At 61.1% G+C, this 18273-nt stretch carries 13 protein-coding genes and 1 other RNA gene; 11 read left to right on the top strand and 3 right to left on the bottom strand.

Translation table 11 applies throughout. The annotated features are described in order from the left end of the window. Nucleotides 1-65: 65 nt before the first annotated feature. Nucleotides 66-470, bottom strand: a complete 405-nt coding sequence (gene fur, locus DM373_RS19890) for a ferric iron uptake transcriptional regulator (RefSeq protein WP_028691268.1) — start codon at nt 468-470, stop codon at nt 66-68. Nucleotides 471-567: 97 nt separating this feature from the next. Here fur and DM373_RS19885 point away from each other — a divergent pair, with 97 nt between their 5' ends. Continuing rightward, complete coding sequence (locus DM373_RS19885; protein WP_110995194.1) at nt 568-1089, top strand: outer membrane protein assembly factor BamE; 522 nt, start codon at nt 568-570, stop codon at nt 1087-1089. Between the two features lie 85 nt (nt 1090-1174). On the opposite strand, the gene DM373_RS19880 is transcribed toward DM373_RS19885, so the two are convergent. Then, on the bottom strand, nt 1175-1609 hold the full coding sequence (locus DM373_RS19880; protein ID WP_110995193.1) for a type II toxin-antitoxin system RatA family toxin: 435 nt from the start codon (nt 1607-1609) through the stop codon (nt 1175-1177). 161 nt (nt 1610-1770) lie between these two features. On the opposite strand from DM373_RS19880, the gene smpB reads away from it, so the two are divergent. After that, a complete protein-coding gene (smpB, locus tag DM373_RS19875; protein ID WP_011532120.1) occupies nt 1771-2253 on the top strand; it encodes an SsrA-binding protein SmpB in 483 nt (160 codons plus the stop codon). Between the two features lie 106 nt (nt 2254-2359). Here smpB and DM373_RS19870 read toward each other — a convergent pair whose 3' ends face one another. Then, complete coding sequence (locus DM373_RS19870; protein ID WP_110995192.1) at nt 2360-3127, bottom strand: FCD domain-containing protein; 768 nt, start codon at nt 3125-3127, stop codon at nt 2360-2362. A 260-nt stretch (nt 3128-3387) separates the two neighbouring features. Here DM373_RS19870 and DM373_RS19865 point away from each other — a divergent pair, with 260 nt between their 5' ends. From DM373_RS19865 to DM373_RS19825, 9 genes are all read left to right on the top strand, one after another. Then, complete coding sequence (locus tag DM373_RS19865; RefSeq protein ID WP_110995191.1) at nt 3388-5058, top strand: lactate permease LctP family transporter; 1671 nt, start codon at nt 3388-3390, stop codon at nt 5056-5058. 63 nt (nt 5059-5121) lie between these two features. Then, nucleotides 5122-6267: an FMN-dependent L-lactate dehydrogenase LldD gene (gene lldD, locus DM373_RS19860; protein ID WP_110995190.1), complete on the top strand. Its 1146-nt coding sequence runs from the start codon at nt 5122-5124 to the stop codon at nt 6265-6267. Nucleotides 6268-6336: 69 nt separating this feature from the next. Continuing rightward, the gene (locus DM373_RS19855) at nt 6337-9147 is read left to right on the top strand and encodes an FAD-binding and (Fe-S)-binding domain-containing protein (protein WP_110995189.1); all 2811 of its coding nucleotides are present in this window, start codon (nt 6337-6339) and stop codon (nt 9145-9147) included. A gap of 863 nt (nt 9148-10010) precedes the next feature. Next, on the top strand, nt 10011-10274 hold the full coding sequence (locus tag DM373_RS19850) for a hypothetical protein (protein WP_110995188.1): 264 nt from the start codon (nt 10011-10013) through the stop codon (nt 10272-10274). Beyond that, entirely contained in the window at nt 10271-10522 is a 252-nt protein-coding gene (locus tag DM373_RS19845; RefSeq protein WP_110995187.1) for a DUF3077 domain-containing protein, read from the top strand. The genes DM373_RS19850 and DM373_RS19845 overlap by 4 nt, the downstream gene beginning before the upstream one ends. Nucleotides 10523-10667: 145 nt before the next feature. Beyond that, entirely contained in the window at nt 10668-10961 is a 294-nt protein-coding gene (locus DM373_RS19840; RefSeq protein WP_110995186.1) for a hypothetical protein, read from the top strand. A 94-nt stretch (nt 10962-11055) separates the two neighbouring features. Beyond that, nucleotides 11056-11447, top strand: a transfer-messenger RNA (tmRNA) gene (ssrA, locus tag DM373_RS19835). 173 nt (nt 11448-11620) lie between these two features. Beyond that, nucleotides 11621-12826 (top strand): tyrosine-type recombinase/integrase, encoded by a 1206-nt coding sequence (locus tag DM373_RS19830; RefSeq protein WP_110995185.1) that lies wholly within the window; start codon nt 11621-11623, stop codon nt 12824-12826. A gap of 140 nt (nt 12827-12966) precedes the next feature. Next, the gene (locus DM373_RS19825; protein WP_110995184.1) at nt 12967-17868 is read left to right on the top strand and encodes a DEAD/DEAH box helicase; all 4902 of its coding nucleotides are present in this window, start codon (nt 12967-12969) and stop codon (nt 17866-17868) included. Nucleotides 17869-18273: the final 405 nt, after the last annotated feature.

Raw genomic sequence — 18273 nt, 5'->3', positions numbered from 1 at the left:
CCACTTCTTAGAAAGCACAAAGGCGACCCGAAGGTCGCCTTTGTCGTCAATAACGAGCTAAATCGTTACTTCTTTTTACGTACATAGAGGACCAGGTTGTGGTCCACCAGCTCGAAGCCGTGCTCGGCAACGATCTCTTTCTGGCGCTTCTCGATTTCGGCATCGAAGAATTCAATGACCTCACCGCTATCCACGTTGACCATGTGATCGTGGTGCTTGCCATCCGCCAGCTCGAACACAGCATGGCCGCCATCGAAGTTGTGACGCTCCACCAGGCCCGCTGCTTCGAACTGAGTCAGCACGCGATACACGGTCGCCAGGCCGACATCTTCGCCAGCTTCCATCAGTGCCTTGTAGACATCCTCCGCACTCATGTGACGCTGCTCGGCGGAGTCGAGCATCTGAAGAATCTTGACTCGAGGCAGGGTTACCTTGAGGCCCGCTTTGCGCAATTCGCTATTTTCAACCATGGTCAGCTTTCTCGCCGATGCTGCTTCGCAGCTTCTCTTAATACGGGTATGATCGGGGTTTACGTTGTCCAGCCAAGATAGTGGAAGTCGCCCACCGATGCAAAACACCAAGCTCTTGCTAACCAGCCTCACCCTAGTGGGACTGCTCGCACTCGCCGGTTGCTCGTTTCCCGGGGTTTACAAAATCGACATCCAGCAGGGCAATGTCGTCACGCAGGACATGATAGACCAATTACGCCCGGGAATGACCCGCCGGCAAGTAAGGTTTATCATGGGCAACCCGCTGATCCAGGACCCCTTCCACACCAATCGCTGGGACTACCTGTACAGCCTGCAGCCTGGTGGCGGCCAGCGTCAGCAAGAGCGCATGAGCATTTTCTTCAACGAAAGCGACCAACTGGTCAGCCTGGCCGGCGACTTCATGCCAGGCGTCAGCCGCGACCAGGAAATCCTCGGCGGCAGCGGCGATACCACGGTCAGCCCGGCGCACCAGCCAAGCCAGCAACCGGAAAAACCGGCCAAGCCAGGCTCGCTAGAAGAGACGCTGCAAAAAGAGATCGACACCATCGAGACCACCCCGGTCCCGACGCCAGCACCGCTGGACACCTCGCCGCAATAACCGCAGGCGACAACGAAAAAGCCCGGACACTGTCCGGGCTTTTTATTGGGCGACTGCCTGGCAGGCTGCAGTAATGGCCGACGCCTCAGGCATTCAGCTGCTTGGCACGCTCGCAGAACGCATCGACCATGGTATTGGCAGCCTGATTGAACAGCGGCCCCAAGGTTGCCCGCACCAACGCACCGGCATAGTCGAACGACAGATCGAGGCTGATCTTGCAGGCCTTCTCGCCCAGCGGCTTGAACACCCACAGGCCATGCAGCTGGGAGAACGGCCCCTCTTCAAGGTTCATTTCGATCGACTGCCCCGGCACCAGCACATTGCGCGTGACGAAGTGCTGGCTGATGCCACCCTTGGCCACCTCCAGCCTGGCGCGCATGTGCGTGTCGCTGCTCTCGATCACCGTCGAGGCCGAGCACCAGGGCAAGAACGCCGGGTAGCTGGCCACATCGTTGACCAGGTCGTAGAGCGCCTGGGCAGGGTAAGGCAGCAGGGCGGAACGTTGAATATGGGTAGTCATCCAGGCGTCACTTCCAAACGGGGCGGCAGCGCTACATAGCGCCTCGAATACGATTCTGTTGATCAGAACAAGGGCAGTATTGTCCGGGATTCACACAACAGGCTCAAGCGCACCTAAACCCCATAGCCGAGGACGCAGCGACTCCCTATAATGCCGCCCCTATGGCTAAGCAAAAGAAACATCCGACCGGGACCATCGCGCAGAACAAGAAGGCGCGACACGATTACTTCATCGAACACAAGTTCGAGGCCGGGCTGGTCCTGTCCGGTTGGGAAGTAAAGAGCCTGCGGGCCGGCAAGGCGCACCTGACCGACAGCTACGTGCTGCTCAAGGATGGCGAAGCCTGGCTGTTCGGCAGCCACATCACCCCGCTGACCACCGCCAGCACCCACGTCATCGCCGACCCGATCCGCACACGCAAGCTGCTGCTGAACAAGCGCGAGCTTGAGCGCCTCGAAGCGGCCGTGGCGCAGAAGGGCTATACCTGCGTGGCGATGTCGCTGTACTGGAGCAAGCACCTGATCAAGTGCGAGATCGCACTCGGCAAGGGCAAGAAGGAATTCGACAAGCGCGACACCGTGCGCGAACGCGATTCCAACCGCGAGCTGCAGCGCACCATGCGCAACAAGGGCAAGGAAGAGTAAAACTCTACCTACCCCGTGGGAGCGGGCTTGCCCCGCGATGGCGCCAGGCCAGGCAGCACTATTGCCCCTGCTGGCGCCATCGCGGGGCAAGCCCGCTCCCACGGCGTCAGCGCCCGCTGCGCCGCTCCGCCCGCGCCACCCGCTGGGCCTCTTCCTGCGCCTCTTCCAGCACCTCCTGCACATACAGAATGTGCCGGCTGGAAACCTCCCGCGCATCCTCCGCACGCCCCTCGACAATCGCCTCGTACAGCTCACGGTGCTGGCCGATCAACATGTCGCGCGTCTCGCTGCGCTGCTGGTACATGCCGCCGATATTGGTCACCACGTTGCGTTTGAGCAGGTCGAACAAGCCACGGATGGTATGCAGCAACACAGCATTGTGGCTGGCCTCGGCGATCGCCAGGTGGAACCGCGCATCGGCCGCGCCCTCCTCTGCCCGATCGACTTCACCGACCCGGTTATAGCAATCCTGCAAGGCATCGAATGCCACCTTCAGCCGCTCACGATCAGGCCCGGTGGCACGCTGCGCCGCGTAATAAGCGCATGAAGCCTCCAGCGTATGACGGAACTCCAGCAGGTCACGCTGCGCCTCGGGGCTGCCTTCGAGCAGTTTCAGCAAAGGGTCGCTGAAGGTCGAGCCCAGCGACTCGGCCACATAGTTGCCACCGCCCTGGCGGCTGACCAACAACCCCTTGGCCACCAGCTTCTGGATCGCCTCGCGCAACGACGGGCGGGACACGCCGAACTGCTCGGCCAGCGCGCGCTCGGCCGGCAGCCGCTGCCCCGAGGTCAGCGTGCCTTCCAGAATCATCCCTTCCAACCGATCGACGATGTCGTCGGACAGGCGCCGTTGGCGGACCTGATCAAAAACCATCTACATGCTCTCCACGAACCCCGGCGTGCGGTTCCCGGGGGCGCCTATTCTGCGCCTATCCGGCCTGTGCCGACAGCCATCAGCCGGCGATTTTAGCTACCCATCAGGCGCCCGCTCATCGGCATTCCACCAAAGTTTTGCACGGGACAAATTGACACACCCGCAATGGCGCTTTTAACCTAGCGACCAGCCATTGTAAATTGGTATTACCAATTATCCAATGCCAGTGCCTTACCAACAAAAATTAGGGGCCACCCCATATGCAAACCTGGCAACAACTCTATAGCCCGCTTGGTAGTCTTGGTCTGTCCGCACTGGCGGCGGTCATCCCTATCGTGTTCTTCTTCCTTGCCCTCGCCGTGTTCCGCCTCAAAGGCCACGTCGCCGGCAGCATCACCCTCGCGCTGTCGATCCTGGTGGCGATCTTCGCCTTCCAGATGCCTGTCGACATGGCCTTCGCCGCCGCAGGTTATGGCTTCCTCTACGGCCTCTGGCCGATTGCCTGGATCATCGTTGCCGCGGTGTTCCTCTACAAACTCACGGTCAAGAGCGGCCAATTCGAAGTGATCCGCAGCTCGGTGCTGTCGATCACCGACGACCAGCGCCTGCAAGTGCTGCTGATCGGCTTCTGCTTCGGTGCCTTCCTCGAAGGCGCCGCCGGCTTCGGCGCCCCCGTGGCCATCACCGCCGCGCTGCTGGTGGGCCTGGGCTTCAACCCGCTGTACGCCGCCGGCCTGTGCCTGATCGCCAACACCGCCCCGGTGGCCTTCGGCGCCCTCGGCATCCCGATCATCGTCGCCGGCCAAGTGACCGGCATCGACGCCTTCCACATCGGCGCCATGACCGGCCGCCAGCTGCCGCTGCTGTCGCTGTTCGTGCCCTTCTGGCTGGTATTCATGATGGACGGCCTGCGCGGCGTGAAGGAAACCTGGCCTGCCGCCCTGGTCGCCGGCCTGAGCTTCGCCGTCACCCAGTACTTCACCTCCAACTTCATCGGCCCAGAGCTGCCCGACATCACCTCGGCCCTGGCCAGCCTGATCGCCCTGACCCTGTTCCTCAAGGTCTGGCAGCCCAAGCGCTCGTTCAGCGAAGCCAAGGGCAGCGTCGGCGCCGCCGTGGTGCAGTCGAGCGGCAGCCAGCCGAGCCCATACAGCTTCGGCGAGATCTTCAAGGCCTGGTCGCCGTTCCTGATCCTCACCGTGCTGGTGACCATCTGGACCCTCAAGCCGTTCAAGGCGGCGTTCGCCCCAGGCGGCGCGATGTACAACTTCGTGTTCAACTTCGCCATCCCGCACCTCGACCAGCTGGTGATCAAGACCGCGCCGATCGTCGCCGCGCCCACCGCCATGCCTGCGGTGTTCAAGCTCGACCCGATCTCCGCCACCGGCACCGCGATCTTCCTCTCCGCGCTGATCTCCATGGCCGTGCTGAAGATCAACTTCAAAACTGGTCTGACCACTTTTAAAGAGACCTTCTGGGAGCTGCGCTGGCCGATCCTGTCCATCGGCATGGTGCTGGCCTTCGCCTTCGTCACCAACTACTCGGGCATGTCTTCGACCATGGCCCTGGTACTGGCCGGCACCGGCGCCGCGTTCCCGTTCTTCTCGCCGTTCCTCGGCTGGCTGGGCGTATTCCTGACCGGCTCCGACACCTCGTCCAACGCCCTGTTCAGCTCGCTGCAGGCCACCACCGCGCACCAGATCGGCGTCAACGACACCCTGCTGGTAGCCGCCAACACCAGCGGCGGCGTGACCGGCAAGATGATCTCGCCGCAGTCGATCGCCGTGGCCTGCGCCGCCACTGGCCTGGTGGGCAAGGAATCCGACCTGTTCCGCTTCACCGTCAAGCACAGCCTGTTCTTCGCCACCATCGTCGGCCTGATCACCCTGGTCCAGGCTTACTGGCTGACCGGCATGCTGGTTCATCACTAAAGTGAAAGGGGCCGGGCGCGCCACAGCGCCCGGCATCTCCTTCAACCCACGCTGCGAGAATCCATGATCATTTCCGCCTCCACCGACTATCGCGCCGCGGCCCAACGCAAGCTGCCCCCCTTCCTGTTCCACTATGCCGACGGCGGCGCCTACGCCGAACACACCCTGCGCCACAACGTGTCGGACCTGGCCAGCATCGCCCTGCGCCAGCGCGTGCTGAACAACATGTCCGAGCTCAGCCTCGAGACCAAGCTGTTCAACGAAACCCTGAGCATGCCCGTGGCCCTGGCCCCCGTCGGCCTCACCGGCATGTACGCCCGCCGCGGCGAAGTGCAGGCCGCCCGCGCCGCCGCCGCCCACGGCATCCCCTTCACCATGTCCACCGTGTCGGTGTGCCCGATCGAAGAAGTGGCCCCGGCCATCGACCGGCCCATGTGGTTCCAGCTGTACGTGCTCAAGGACCGCGGCTTCATGCGCAATGCCCTGGAGCGCGCCAAGGCCGCCGGCGTGAAAACCCTGGTGTTCACCGTCGACATGCCCGTGCCCGGCGCCCGCTACCGCGACGCCCACTCCGGCATGAGCGGCGCCAACGGCCCGCTGCGCCGTGTGCTGCAAGCCATGACCCACCCGCAATGGGCCTGGGACGTCGGCGTGATGGGCCGCCCCCACGACCTGGGCAACATCTCCGCCTACCGTGGCAACCCCACCGGCCTTGCCGACTACATCGGCTGGCTGGGCAACAACTTCGACCCGTCCATCTCCTGGAAAGACCTGGAGTGGATCCGCGAATTCTGGGACGGCCCGATGATCATCAAGGGCATCCTCGACGCCGATGACGCCCGCGACGCGGTCAAGTTCGGCGCCGACGGCATCGTCGTCTCCAACCACGGCGGCCGCCAGCTCGACGGCGTGCTGTCCAGCGCCCGCGCCCTGCCGGCCATCGCCGACGCGGTGAAGGGCGATATCAAGATCCTCGCCGACTCCGGCATCCGCAGCGGCCTCGACGTGGTGCGCATGATTGCCCTGGGCGCCGACACCGTGCTGATCGGCCGCGCCTTCCTCTATGCCCTGGCCACCCATGGCGAGGCCGGGGTGAAGAACCTGCTGGAGCTGTTCGAGAAGGAAATGCGCGTGGCCATGGTGCTGACCGGCGCCAAGTCCATCAGCGAGATCACCCGCGACTCGCTGGTCCGCGAACTGGGCGCCTGAGCGCCCGCTACCGCCTGAATACCCGGGGCACGCCGCGCGCCAGACGCCGCGGCCCCGCGAGGAGACTGCATGAGCCTGCCCGCCGCGTTCCTGCGTGATGCCGAGCGCCTGATCCCCGCCGAACGCCGCTTCGACGACCCCACCTCGACCCTGGCCTTCGGCACCGACGCCAGCTTCTACCGGCTGATCCCCAAGCTGGTGGTGCGCGTGGAGTCCGAAGACGAAGTGGTCGGCCTGCTTAAGCTGGCCCAGCGCGAGCGTGTGCCGGTGACCTTCCGCGCCGCCGGCACCAGCCTGTCTGGCCAGGCCATCAGCGACTCGGTGCTGATCGTGCTCGGCGACAGCTGGAACGGCCGCGAGATTCGCGGCCAGGGCGAGCAGATCCGCCTGCAACCCGGCGTGATCGGCGCCCAGGCCAACGCCTGGCTTGCCCCCTACGGGCGCAAGATCGGCCCCGACCCGGCCTCGATCAACGCCTGCAAGATCGGCGGCATCGTCGCCAACAACGCCAGCGGCATGTGCTGCGGCACCGCGCAGAACACCTACCACACCCTGGCCGGCCTGCGCCTGGTGCTGGCCGACGGCACCCGCCTGGACAGCGAAGACCCGGCCAGCGTCGCCGCCTTCGAACAAAGCCACGCCAGCCTGCTCGACGAGCTCGCTCGCCTTGGCCGCGAAACCCGCGCCAACACCGAACTGGCCGACCGCATCCGCCACAAGTACCGGCTAAAAAACACGACCGGTCTGTCGCTCAACGCCCTGGTGGACTACGACCAGCCGCTCGACATCCTGCAACACCTGCTGGTCGGCTCTGAAGGCACCCTCGGCTTCATCAGCGCCGTCACCTACGACACCGTGCCCGACCACCCGCACAAGGCCAGCGCCTTGCTGGTGTTCCCCACCGTGGAAAGCTGCTGCCGCGCCGTGACCGTGCTCAAGCGCCAGCCGGTATCGGCCGTCGAGTTGCTCGACCGCCGCAGCCTGCGTTCGGTGCAGGAAATGCCGGGCATGCCGGCGTGGGTCAAGGACCTCTCGGCCAACGCCTGCGCCCTGTTGATCGAGTGCCGCGCCGCCAGCCAGAGCCTGCTGCACGAGCAGTTGCAGCAGGTGATGGCGTCGATTGCCGACTACCCCCTGGAGCAGAAGGTCGAGTTCAGCGAAGACCCGGCGGTGTACAACCAGCTGTGGAAGATCCGCAAGGACACCTTCCCCGCCGTCGGCGCCGTGCGCCAGACCGGCACCACCGTGATCATCGAAGACGTCACCTTCCCCATCGAGCAACTGGCGGAGGGCGTCAACCGCCTGATCCAGCTGTTCGACAAGCACCGCTACGACGAGGCGATCATTTTCGGCCACGCCCTGGAAGGCAACCTGCACTTCGTCTTCACCCAGGGCTTCAACAGCGCCGAGGAAGTCGCCCGCTACCAGGCCTTCATGGACGACGTGGCGCAACTGGTGGCGGTGGAGTTCGGCGGCTCGCTCAAGGCCGAGCACGGCACCGGGCGCAACATGGCGCCCTTCGTCGAGCTGGAATGGGGCAAGGACGCCTACCAGCTGATGTGGCAACTCAAGCGCCTGCTCGACCCCAATGGCATCCTCAACCCCGATGTGGTGCTGAGCGAAGACCCGGACATCCACCTGAAGCACCTCAAGCCGCTGCCCGCCGCCGACGAGATCGTCGACAAGTGCATCGAGTGCGGTTTCTGCGAGCCGGTGTGCCCGTCCAAGGGCCTCACCCTCAGCCCGCGCCAGCGCATCGTCATGTGGCGCGACATCCAGGCGAAGAAGCGCGCCGGCGTCGACACCCGCGAGCTGCTGCGCACTTACCAGTACCAAGGCATCGACACCTGCGCCGCCACCGGCCTGTGCGCCCAGCGCTGCCCGGTGGGCATCAACACCGGCGACCTGGTGAAGAAGCTGCGCGGCCAGGCGGCCGAGCACGCCAAGGCCGCCGACTGGCTGGCCGAGCATTTCCACACCACCCTGCGCGGCGCCCGCCTGACCCTGGCCGTCGCCAATGGCGCGCGCAAGCTGCTGGGCGCCCCGCGCATGGCGCGCCTCAGTGCCAGCCTGAGCAAGGCCAGCCACGGCCGCCTGCCACAGTGGACGCCCGCCATGCCCCAGCCGCTACGCGCCATCACGCTGCCGACGCCCAGTCACGACACCCGCCCACGGGTGGTCTACCTGGCCGCCTGCGTGTCGCGGGTGATGGGCCCGGCCTATGCCGACCGCGAGCAGAGCTCGCTGCTGGACAAGACCCGCGCCCTGCTGGAAAAGGCCGGTTACCAGGTAGTGTTCCCGGACAACGCCGACAGCCTGTGCTGCGGCCAGCCGTTCGCCTCCAAGGGTTACCCGGAGCAGGCCGAGCACAAGCGCCAGGAGCTGATCACCGCCCTGCTGCACGCCAGCCGCGGCGGCCTCGACCCGATCTACTGCGACACCAGCCCCTGCACCCTGCGCCTGGTGCAGGACCTGGGCGAAACCCGCCTGGACCTTTACGACCCGGTGCGGTTCATTCGCACCCATCTGGTCAACAAGCTGGAGTTCACCCCCCAGGATGAACCGGTGGCCGTGCATGTGACCTGCAGCACCCAGCACCTGGGCGAGAGCCAGGCACTGATCGATTTGGCGCGGCGCTGTAGCAAGAATGTGGTGATTCCTGAAGGCATTCACTGCTGTGGTTTTGCTGGCGATAAGGGATTCACCACGCCCGAGCTCAATGCCCACTCGCTGCGTACGCTCAAGGATGCGGTGCAGTATTGCAGTGAAGGGATTTCTACCAGTCGTACCTGTGAGATTGGGTTGTCGAGCCATAGTGGGATCGACTATCACGGGTTGGTGTATCTGGTGGATCGGGTGACGCGGGCGCGGGCGGTCTGAATGTTGGCGGGATTGCGTGAGGGCGGGCAGGTGCCTGGCTGTTGATTGCATCAAGGCATCCAGGTGCTTGGCTGTAGGTTGCATCAAGGCATCCAGGTGTCTCGCTGTAGGTTGCATCAGGGCATCCAGGTGCCTGGCTGTAGGTTGCATCAAGGCATGCAGGTGCTCACCACAGCTCTTGCAGCGCCTATGAGATCGAGCGCCGCCCGCGCGGCGCATCGCGGGACAAGCCCGCTCCCACATCTGTTTCGGGCCAGTACTTCCTGTGCCATCACCTGGTCCGCCTTGTTGGTACGACGCGGTTTTGGCGTAGTCGCTAACGCTGCTTCGCATGACTCAAGACATGCACCAAGGCGGGCAGCGGTACTTTCACAGGACTCATTGGCCCGAAACAAATGTGGGAGCGGGCTTGTCCCGCGATGCGCCGCGCGGGCGGCGCTCGATCTCATAGGCGCCACAAGAGCTGTGGCAGGCACCTGCATGCCCTGATGCAATCAACAGCCTGGCACCTGTTTGCCCTCACGCGGTAGCCAGCCAGGACCACCAAGGGCATACCACTCACCCCGTAAGACATTTCCGAACCTGCAACCAAATGCTTCAGCCCAAAAGGCTTGGGAACTATCCTACGCACCTGCCGGAAGTCGCTGCGTTGTCGGGGAAATCCCTCAGGGCTAACTTCACCCAGTCGCCAAATTTGGTGACCGGGTGTGAGAACCCGACGCAAAAAGTCTACGGCATCTCTGTTATGGCAGCCGTGCCCGGGCAGACTTCGGTCTGGCCGAGGTTCACTTCCGCGTCGGTTTCTCACCCCGTGTACGGCTGCCACCCCTCGTCCCGTGAGAAAGGCATGGACGGCAGCATCCATGAACTACGCGGAAGTGTTGAACATGAAAAAGATCGTCCCCGACCCACCCCGTTTCTTCCCTTACCTGTCCATCTCCCCCGACCTCACCCCCGAAGCCGCCCGCACCGAAGCCACCTCATTGATGGGCTGCCTGCGCGAAGTGCTCGACATGTACTTCGACACCAACAGCGAAGAACAGCGCCAAACCCTGCTGAACACCTGCATCTACCTCAATCAGCTGCTCTACCCCCTGATCCGCCACGAAACAGGAGCGCAGCCATGACCGAGCCCTCCACCCACTGGAGCACCACAGGCACCACCACTTGCCTTGAGCTCTACCGCATCCAGCCCGGCATCCCCTTCCAGCATGCCTTCAGCGAACTGTCGGTATTGCTAGGCTGCATCCGCCACCTCACCTGCGAAGCCGAAATGGAAGGCGACCTGATCGCCGGCGGCACCGCCCGCATCCTCAGCGCCATGGCCAAGGCCCTGATCGACGACCTGGAGCTCGGCATGGGCCACGGCACCTAACCACGCCCACCAAGCCCGCCCCATATCTGAACGTGGGAGCGGGCTTGCCCCGCGATGGGCAACCATCACATCAATTGAACCCTGCTCATTCATGCACAGTCCACCCAACAGGCCCACCCACCAGAGGCCTCACGAGGAGACACCCATGAAAGGTACTGCGCTATCCGCCCTGTTCGCGGCCGCCACCCTGCTGGCCTCGCCCGTATTCGCCGCCGATGACCTGTGCGCCCTCAACCTGCAGAAGATCGACGACGCCATGGCCACCGCCGGCGCCACCTCCGAAGGCATGGACAAAGCCGTCACCGAACGCGTAGACAAAGCCAAGGCCGCCCAGGCCTCGGGCGATACCAAGGAATGCATCGCCATCACCAGCAAGGTGCTCGAAGGCCTGGAAAAAACCGAAAAAGGCGGCGGCGGTGCCAGCGGCAGCGGTGCCTGAGCCCCGCGAAGGGCGGCGACAGTCGACGCCGCCCGCTCAAGGGCGTATACTCCGTCCTACGTGCCGAAAGGTACGGTCAGCTAGAGCTGAGTGTGGGGCCGATTAGGATTCGACGCCGGTAGCGAAACTCTAGGTGCATGCCGAGTTGGTAACAGAACTCGTAAATCCACTGTTGCAACTTTCTATAGTTGCCAATGACGAAAACTACGAGGGCTACGCTCTCGCTGCGTAAGCAGCTGAGCCCGCTCTCCTGGTAGCTTCGGCTCCAGCAATCATCAGGGGATGCCTGTAAACCCGAAATGATTGTCATACAGAACAGGATCGTCGTGCAGCACGTTGGGGGCGAAGCGACTAAAACTTACCCAACTCATCCAAAGCACCCTGCCCGTCGGGCGGCTGCGGATTAAATCAGTAGACACGGCTAAGCATGTAGTACCGACAGCGGAGTACTGGCGGACGGGGGTTCAAATCCCCCCGGCTCCACCAATTTTTCTTCCCAGGAAGACCCAGAAAAGCCGTAAAGCCTAGAGAAATCAAAGCTTTACGGCTTTTTTATTGCCCACGTTTTCCCACCTAATCCCAGGGCATCCTGCGGTTGACGGGGGCATATATGGGGGCATAAAACGCTCATCAGCTCGCTCGGAGAGGATGTGCCCCCAATGCCCCTGAAAGACACCAACTGCCGCAACGCCAAGCCCCAGGACAAGCCATACCGCCTGTACGACGAACAAGGTTTGTACCTTGAAGTGCAGCCCAACGGAGGCCGTTACTGGCGCTTGAAGTACCGCTTTCTGGGAAAAGAAAAACGCCTGGCCCTTGGCGTTTACCCCGAGGTCGGCCTGCAGGAGGCCCGGCGCAAGCGTGATGACGCTCGTGTTCAGCTCGCCGGCGGCCAAGACCCTTCGCTCCAACGGCGTATGGCCAAGGTGGTCAGCCAGCTCGATCACCAACACACCTTTGAATCGGTCGCTAAGCAATGGCTCACTATTCGCGAATCATCCTGGGATCCGGAGTACACCCGCACGGTGCGGCAGCGCCTTGAGCTCAATGCCTACCCCTGGCTGGGAAAACTCCCGATCAGCAGCATCAACACGCCCATGCTGGTCGAAAACCTGCAGCGCATCATCAAGCGCGGCGCTCGCGAGACGGCGCGTCGTGTTGCCCAGATCTACAAACAGATTTTCGAGTTCGCCGAAGCTGCCGGTATCACCCCGCCCAACCAGATTGGCAATCTCTCACGTACGCTCCCAGCCAAGCGGGTGAAACACTTTGCTGCCGTGACCGATCCTGAAAAACTCGGGGCACTGCTCAAAGCACTGGATAGCTACACGGGGACAATGCCTGTTTGTTGTGCACTCAAACTGGCCCCATTGCTGTTCTGCCGGCCCGGTGACCTGCGCCACATGGAGTGGTCGGAGGTCAATCTGGAGGCGGGCGAGTGGTTGATTCCCGGCCACAAGATGAAAGGGCTCACTGCCACCAAACAGGATCGTCCGGATCATTTGGTTCCCCTGAGCCAGCAAGCAATCGCTGTTCTGCGCGAGCTGAAACCACTCACCGGCAGACATCGGTACGCCTTCCCCTCGGCACGGGGAGGCGACCGGCCGATGTCCAACAATGCCGTACTCAGCGCGTTACGCCGCATGGACATCAGCGGCGACGAAATGACTGGGCACGGCTTTCGTGCGACAGCGAGAACCATAGGCGCTGAGGTGCTGGGGTTTCGCCCCGATCTTCTGGAGCATCAGCTTGCTCACACGGTAAAAAATCCGCTGGGACGTGCGTACGATCGAACCACCTTCTTGCCGGAGCGGCGTGAAATGATGCAGATCTGGGCCGACTTTTTGGACTCGATAAAACGCTGAATGCAAGCGCCCCCATCAGCCAGCAAGCCTTCAAGCTAATACAAGCACTATCTTATCGCTCCAGTACTGGCTGAATTGCTAAACTGCGCCGATTTGGCGCCTGTAGTGCGCCAGGCGCAGTCCAAAAGGAATTCCTACCGATGTCAGCCTTATCAGCTTTGCTGAATACCTACCGCAGCGCTTCTGTCACCGAACGCGAAAAAGGTACTTATTTCGAAGAGCTGATTTGCACTTACCTCCGCAACGAAGCCACCTACCGCGACCTATACGACAAGGTATGGGCATATGCGGAGTGGGCGAAGGAGCAGGGCCTTAGCGGTAAGGACGCGGGCATCGACCTGGTGGCGCGCACCCAAGGTACCGGCGAGTACCACGCCATCCAGTGTAAGCTGTATGCCGTGGATTACCGCGTTCAGAAGAAGGACATCGACAGCTTCTTCACTGCCTCGGGCAAGGCGCCGTTCTCGCACCGCATCATCGTAGCCACTACCAACAACTGGAGCGAGCACGCCGAGGACGCGTTGCAGGGCCAGCAGCCCCCGGTCAGTAAGATCGACCTGCAAGCCCTGGAAGACAGCCAGATCGACTGGGCCAAGTACCAGCCCAATCAAGCCGTCGCGCTCAAGGCCAAGAAGCAGTTGCGCGAGCACCAGCAAACCGCGCTGAATGCCGTGGCCGCTGGCCTCAAGGACGCCGAACGCGGCAAGCTGATCATGGCCTGCGGCACCGGCAAGACCTTCACCAGCCTGAAAATTGCCGAGCAGCAGGCCGGCAAGGGCAAGCGTGTATTGTTCCTGGTGCCCAGCCTGTCACTGCTATCGCAAACCCTCACCGAGTGGACGCAGGAAAGCGCAACCCCGCTCCACAGCTTTGCCGTCTGCTCCGACAGCGACGTAGGCAAGAAGCGCAAATCAGAGGATGACGCGGTTCAGGTGTTCACCCACGAGCTGCGCTACCCGGCCACCACCAAGGCGGATCGCCTCGCAGCGGAAATGCTCAAGCGCCACGATGCCGAACACATGAGCGTGGTGTTCTCCACCTATCACTCCATCGACGTAATCAGCCGCGCCCAGGCTGATCATGGCCTGGCCGCTTTCGATCTGGTGATCTGCGACGAAGCTCACCGCACCACGGGTGCCACCTTTGGCGACGATGACGAAAGCAACTTTGTGCGCGTTCATGATGCCGACTACATCCGCGCCACTAAACGTCTGTACATGACCGCCACGCCGCGCATCTACGGTGACAACGCCAAGCTCAAGGCCGAGTCCGGCGAAGTCACCCTGTGCTCGATGGATGACGAAGCGCTCTACGGCAAAGAACTGTTCGTCATCAACTTCTCCGAGGCCGTTCAGCGCGGCCTGCTCACCGATTACAAGGTGCTAGTACTCACCGTCGAGGAGAGCACCATCAGCCGCCGCCTTCAGGAGATGCTGAAGGACGAGAACAACCAACTCAAGGTAGACGACGCCGCCAAGATAGTCGGTTGCTGGAAGGCGCTGGCCAAGCAGGGACTGGCCGAAAACCTGGTGGGTGATGATCAGCCCATGAAGCGTGCTGTAGCTTTCTGCCAGGTCATCTCGCCCAACTACAAGGGCACCAAGCACAAGGTCAGCTCTGTCAACATCGCCAGCATGTTCCAATCGGTGGTGGAGGCTTATCAGGAGTCAGAAAACATCGATGAAGCCTCACGCATCATATGCGAAGCCGCACACGTCGATGGTGGCATGAATGCCAGCGCCAAGGAAGCCAAGCTCAACTGGCTCAAGGAAGAGCCGCCAGCGAATACCTGCCGCATCCTCAGCAATGTGCGCTGCCTGTCCGAGGGTGTGGACGTGCCCGCGCTGGACGCCGTGCTCTTCCTCACCCCGCGTAATTCCCAAGTCGACGTGGTGCAATCCGTTGGCAGGGTAATGCGCAACGCACCGGGCAAGAAGCGTGGCTATGTGGTGCTGCCGGTGGTCATTCCTGCCGGTATGGAGCCCCACGAAGCGCTCAACGACAACCAGACCTATAAGGTGGTCTGGCAGGTGCTTCAGGCACTGCGCTCGCACGACGACAGCTTCGACGCCATGGTCAACAAGCTCGACCTGATCGGCTCTGACCCGCGCAAGATGGAAGTCATTGCTATCACCGACAAGGCCGGTAAAAAGGTAAGGAAAACTAGCGGCACCAGCAACGGCCAGGCAGGCAAAGGCCAGTACGGCATTGGTGAGAAACGCGCTAAGTACGATGTCGAAGGCCAGATGACCCAGCAGGCCGAGCTGGCCTATGAGGTCGGGGAAATCGAGAAGGCCATCTACGCCAAGATCGTCGATAAGTGTGGCAACCGCCACCACTGGGAAGACTGGGCCAACGACATCGCCAAGATCGCCCGTACCCACATCGACCGCATCCAGGGTATTTTGGAGAATCCTGAATACACCCAGGAGAGAGCTACTTTCGCGGCCTTCGCCGCTGAGCTACGCGATGATCTCAACGACAGCATCAGCGATGGCGAGATCGTCGAAATGCTTGCCCAGCATCTGGTAACCAAGCCAGTATTCGATGCACTGTTCGATGAATACAGCTTCGCCAGCCACAACCCCATGTCCAAGGCCATGCAAAGCGTGCTGGACGCGCTTCATGAGCACCACCTGGCCAAGGAAGCCGACACCCTAGAGAAGTTCTACGCCAGCGTGCGTCAGCGTGCTGCCGGCATCAACAACACCCAGGGCAAGCAGAAGATCATCGTCGAGCTGTACGACAAATTCTTCCGCAACGCCTTCCCCAAGATGACCGAGCGCTTGGGTATCGTTTACACCCCGGTCGAAGTGGTGGACTTCATCCTCCACAGCGTCAACCACCTGCTGCTACAGGAGTTCGGCCAAACCCTAGGCAGTAAGGGCGTTCACATCATCGATCCGTTCACCGGCACCGGCACCTTTATCACACGCCTAATCCAGTCGGGCCTGATCAAGCCGGAAGAGCTACCGCACAAGTACAGACACGAGATCCATGCCAACGAGCTGGTGCTACTGGCTTACTACATCGCCGCCATCAATATCGAAGCGGCTTACCATGGTGAAGTGATCGACGAATACGCCCCGTTTGAAGGCATCTGCCTGACCGATACCTTCCAAATGTATGAGAAGGACGACCTGGTAGACGCACTGCTGGAGGACAACAGCGCCCGGCGTAAGCGGCAGAAGGATTTGGATATACGGGTGATTGTGGGCAATCCGCCTTATTCAGTCGGCCAAGGTGACGCCAACGCTAACAACGCTAACGTCCCTTATCCAAGTCTGGATGAGCGCATTCGAACAACCTATGCCGCTCGTTCAGACGCGAACAACAAGAACGCTCTCTATGACAGCTATATTCGCTCCATTCGCTGGGCCAGTGACCGTATTGGCGATGCCGGCATCATTGGTTTCGTTACCAACGCAGGCTTCGTAGAAGCCAATACTGCAGATGGCCTACGCAAGTGCCTGGTGGATGAGTTCTCCAGCCTCTATGTGTTCCACCTCCGTGGCAACCAGCGCACCAGTGGCGAAACCTCACGTAAGGAAGGTGGGAAGATTTTTGGTAGTGGCAGCCGTGCCCCAATTGCCATCTCGCTGCTGGTTAAGAACCCCGAGGCGGTAACCCACGGCCAGATCTATTTCCACGATATCGGCGACTATCTCAGCCGCGAAGAAAAGCTGGAGAAGATCGTCAGCTACGCCAGCGTTGTCGGCATTCCAGCTTGGCAGCAGATAATTCCCGACGAGCACGGCGATTGGCTCAAACAGCGCGACAACAGCTTTGCCCAGTTCATAGCGTTAGGCGACAAGGACGACAAAACCACAGCAACGTTGTTTGAGAACTACACCAGAGGACTGGAAACCGGGCGCGATGCTTGGGTGTTCAATAGCTCGAAAAGCGTGCTCAAAAACAAAGTCAAATCTATGGTCGATTTCTATAACGGAGAAGTTGATCGATTTCTCCACGCGACCCCGGAAATGGATACCAAATCAAGAGCGGAAGCTGTTGCTGACTTTATTAATAAGGAGGCGACCAAAATTAGTTGGACACGAGGCCTGCGTAACGACTGTGCAAAGGGAAAATTAGCAAAATTTAACGAAACTGGATTTATTACTTGTCTTTATCGGCCTTTCACAAAGCAGCATGGGTATTTTGACAGAATGTTAAATGCTTATGTTAATCAGCTACCCCGGATGTTCCCTGAGGCTGCATCTGAAAACCTAGTAATAGGCGTTTCTGGATCAGGAGAGAAAGTGGCCTTTAGCGCACTGATTTCAAATCATGTGCCTAGCCTTCACTGTATGGATATTGAAGGTTCTCAATGCTTCCCCCTCTACCTCTACGATGAAGCTGCTCAGATCGCAAAAGATGACCTCTTTGCAGACCCAGTCAAAGGTGGCTTGCGCCGCCGCGATGCCATTACCGATGCTGGTCTGGCGCACTTTGCCAACGCCTATCCCGGCGAGGCCATCGGCAAAGAAGATCTGTTCTATTATGTCTACGGCATTCTCCATTCCCCGGAATACCGCGAACGCTTTGCCGACAACCTTAGCAAGGAACTGCCACGCATTCCGGCCGTACAGAAAGTCGCCGACTTCTGGGCTTTCAGCAAGGCGGGCCGCGCATTGGCCGAACTTCACCTGAACTACGAAACCGTCGCGCCCTACCCGCTGACCATCGAGGCCAAGGGCACGCTGACCAATGCCGATTACCGCGTGGAGAAGATGAAGTTCGCCAAGAAGGGCGACAAGACCACCGTCATCTACAACCACTGCATCACCATAAAGGACATTCCTGAAGCGGCGTGGGATTACGTCGTCAACGGCAAAGCCGCACTCGATTGGGTGATGGAGCGCCAAGCGGTGCGTACCGACAAGGCCAGCGGCATCGTCAACGACGCCAACGACTGGGCCGTGGAAACCATGGGCAACCCCAAGTACCCACTCGAGCTGTTCCTGCGCGTGGTTACCGTCAGCCTGGAAACCCAGAAAATCGTCAAGGCGCTGCCCAAAATCGATATCGGGAAAAATAACTAGTTGAGTCCGACAGAACGCTGAGCATTCAGTCACTACTGCCTTGGTTGGGCCACCCTTTCCCAACCAAGGTAGAGCACCTGCTGATTGCCAGCCCGGCACTCTCATGTTAAATAGTGTCCGTCCCAAGCGTTCCCTATCGATCCGCAACGGGCCGCCACGTCGCCCCGGTAACGACGTTAAAAGCTTTCGCCTCGTTCGCATCAGCTGAACGGGCCGCATCAGCTGCCATTGGCTGATTTGCGTACCTGGTCAGAACACTCGCAGTGCGTTCTGCCCCTAGAAGCCTTAGTGCCCTAGAACTTCTGTAGCCCACAACGACCTCCGACGCTACCGACCATGAATCTCGGAAACGCGCATATACCTATGCGTGTGGCAAATGCCCCTGCTCGCTATATAGCCAGCCGA

The sequence above is a fragment of the Pseudomonas sichuanensis genome (assembly GCF_003231305.1).
In the GTDB taxonomy this organism is placed as follows: Bacteria; Pseudomonadota; Gammaproteobacteria; order Pseudomonadales; family Pseudomonadaceae; genus Aquipseudomonas; species Aquipseudomonas sichuanensis.
This window is presented reverse-complemented; position numbering and strand designations above follow the sequence as displayed.